The following is a 2,023-nucleotide window of genomic DNA, read 5'->3' as shown; positions in this document are numbered from 1 at the left end:
AGGTGCTGCGGGGGTGGTGCCGGGTGGGGAGCGGCGGGTCAGCCGTGGGCGGCGGGCAGTCGGAAGCGGCGCTGGGGGCGGCGGTGCTGGCCGCGGGGCTGCGGGGTGATGGCGTCCCGGCAGGCGAGGCCGGGGTCGAAGCCGATCTCAGCGGTCTCCTCGGTGCCCGTCAGCACCTCGTGCAGCCGCTGCGCGTCCTCCGGCAGGTCGCGGCGCCAGCCCATCGACACGACCGGCCACAGCGCCAGCATGCCGCCCGACAGCCGGCAGGTGACCTGGAGGCCGACCCGGCAGCCGCGGCCCTGCGGCCACACCCGGAAGTCGTACCGGGGGAGCTGGCTGCCGAGCGGCGTCCACATGCGCTGGCCGACGAAGCCGACCCGTGCGCCCGGCTCGTACGCGCAGCACGCCAGCCGGAAGTCGCGATGCCGTCCGGGAAAGCGGTACTGGTAGTTGCACCCTTCGCCCCACACCGGACCGCCGGGATCCTCCGGGCGGATCTCCATCACTCCGGAGTGCCAGCGCGGCAGGTTGGCTCCGTCGGCGAGGAACCAGAACACCTCGTCGACGGGCAGTGGAACGGACACATAGACCTGTACCTGTGGCATACGGCACCTCCTACGAGCGGGTTCCCGCGTCCGCCGCGGTAAGCCTCACTCCCCGACCCGGGTGTACCTGTTGATCCCAGATTCATGGGAAGTGTCGGTAATGTCGCCTGGGGGTGAGCCATTCGGGCGATCAGCAGGTACGTACACCCGGTCGGGTGACGGTCCGCAGGACGTGTGCGGGCCGTCCCGGAGCCGGAGAACCGCCCGGACGGCCCCCGTCCGGGCGGTTCTGGCGGCCCGTCAGACCGGGACGGCCAGCAGCAGGGCGAACCGGTCGGCGCGGTCCGTCCACCAGTGCCGGACGGCGAAGCCCGACCCGGCCAGTTCGGCGGCGAGCCCGGCCCGGCGGAACTTGACCGAGATCTCGGTGCGCATCTCCTCCCCGCTGCCGAACTCCACCGTGAGTCCGAGCGCCGGCAGCGTCACCGTCTGGGCCGTCCGGGACCGCAACCGCATCTCGACGCGCGAGGCTTCCTCGTTCCACAGCGCCACATGAGTGAAGGTGTCCCGGTCGAAGTCGGCGCCCAGTTCGCGGTTGAGCACCCGCAGCACGTTCTTGTTGAACTCCGCGGTCACGCCCTGCGCGTCGTCGTACGCCGGTACCAGCACCTCGGCCGGCTTGACCAGGTCGACACCGAGCAACAAGGCGTCGCCCGAACCGAGTTGGGAGTGCAGCGCGGCGTAGAAGGAGCGGCGCCCGGCGGTGTCGAGATTGCCCAGCGTGCCGCCGAGAAAGGCCACCAGGGTCGGCCCCTCGCCGGGCAGCGTCAGGTCCGTCTCGTAGTCGGTGACGGCGGCCGTGACGCGCAAGTCCGGGTAGTCCCGCACCAGCGCGGCGCCGGCCTCGGTCAGCGCGTCCTCACTGACGTCCAGCGGCGCGTAGTGCGTCAGCCCCGACCGCTGCCCGAGGGCGTCCAGCAGCAGCCGGGTCTTGCGCGACGAGCCGGAGCCGAGCTCGGCCAGGGTGCGGACCGGCCCCGCGGTCTCGGCGATCTCCGCGGCCCGGTCCTGGAGGATCTGGTGCTCCGCCCGGGTCGGGTAGTACTCGGGCAGCCCGGTGATCTCCTCGAACAGCGCGCTGCCGCGGGCGTCGTAGAACCACTTGGGCGGCAGCGTCTTGGGCCGCCCGGTGAGCCCCTTGAGCACGTCGGCGCGCAGCGCGTCGGCGAAGTGCCCGGGCGGCAGCCGGTGGTCGAGAGTGAAGTTGCTGGTCATGCGGGGCGGGTCCTCTCGACGGCCGCGCGGGCCGGGGCCAGCGCGAGCGTGGTGACGGATGTTCGGGTGGCCAGCAGCAGGGAGCCTTCCGGCGCTTCCCGCCAGCCCGGCCTGCCGTCCGGCTCGGAGGCGACCACCACCCCGTCCGGCCAGGGCGCCGCCCCGCCGGGGCCGGTCGGTGTTCGCGAGAGCCCGGTGCC

Annotated in this window: 2 protein-coding genes and 1 pseudogene; all 3 read right to left on the bottom strand. The window is 73.1% G+C overall.

What is annotated here, in order from left to right:
• Positions 1–38 precede the first annotated feature (38 nt).
• Positions 39–608, bottom strand: coding sequence for an SRPBCC family protein (locus tag ACYVE9_RS24475; protein ID WP_461030071.1), 570 nt, complete (start codon positions 606–608; stop codon positions 39–41).
• A 240-nt stretch (positions 609–848) separates the two neighbouring features.
• Complete coding sequence (egtD, locus tag ACYVE9_RS24470) at positions 849–1,823, bottom strand: L-histidine N(alpha)-methyltransferase (protein WP_461030070.1); 975 nt, start codon at positions 1,821–1,823, stop codon at positions 849–851.
• Positions 1,820–2,023: pseudogene (locus tag ACYVE9_RS24465) on the bottom strand (hypothetical protein); the annotation flags it as partial. The gene egtD and the pseudogene ACYVE9_RS24465, both read right to left, overlap by 4 nt.

The organism is Streptomyces sparsus, from assembly GCF_054776295.1.
The sequence above is the reverse complement of the archived record's forward strand: the minus strand, read 5'-3'. Positions and strand labels throughout refer to the sequence as shown.

Coding starts and splice junctions, on each gene's coding strand:
- ACYVE9_RS24475 (WP_461030071.1), bottom strand. CDS start 608: ATGCCACAGGTACAGGTCTATGTGTCCGTTCCACTGCCCGTCGACGAG.
- egtD (WP_461030070.1), bottom strand. CDS start 1,823: ATGACCAGCAACTTCACTCTCGACCACCGGCTGCCGCCCGGGCACTTC.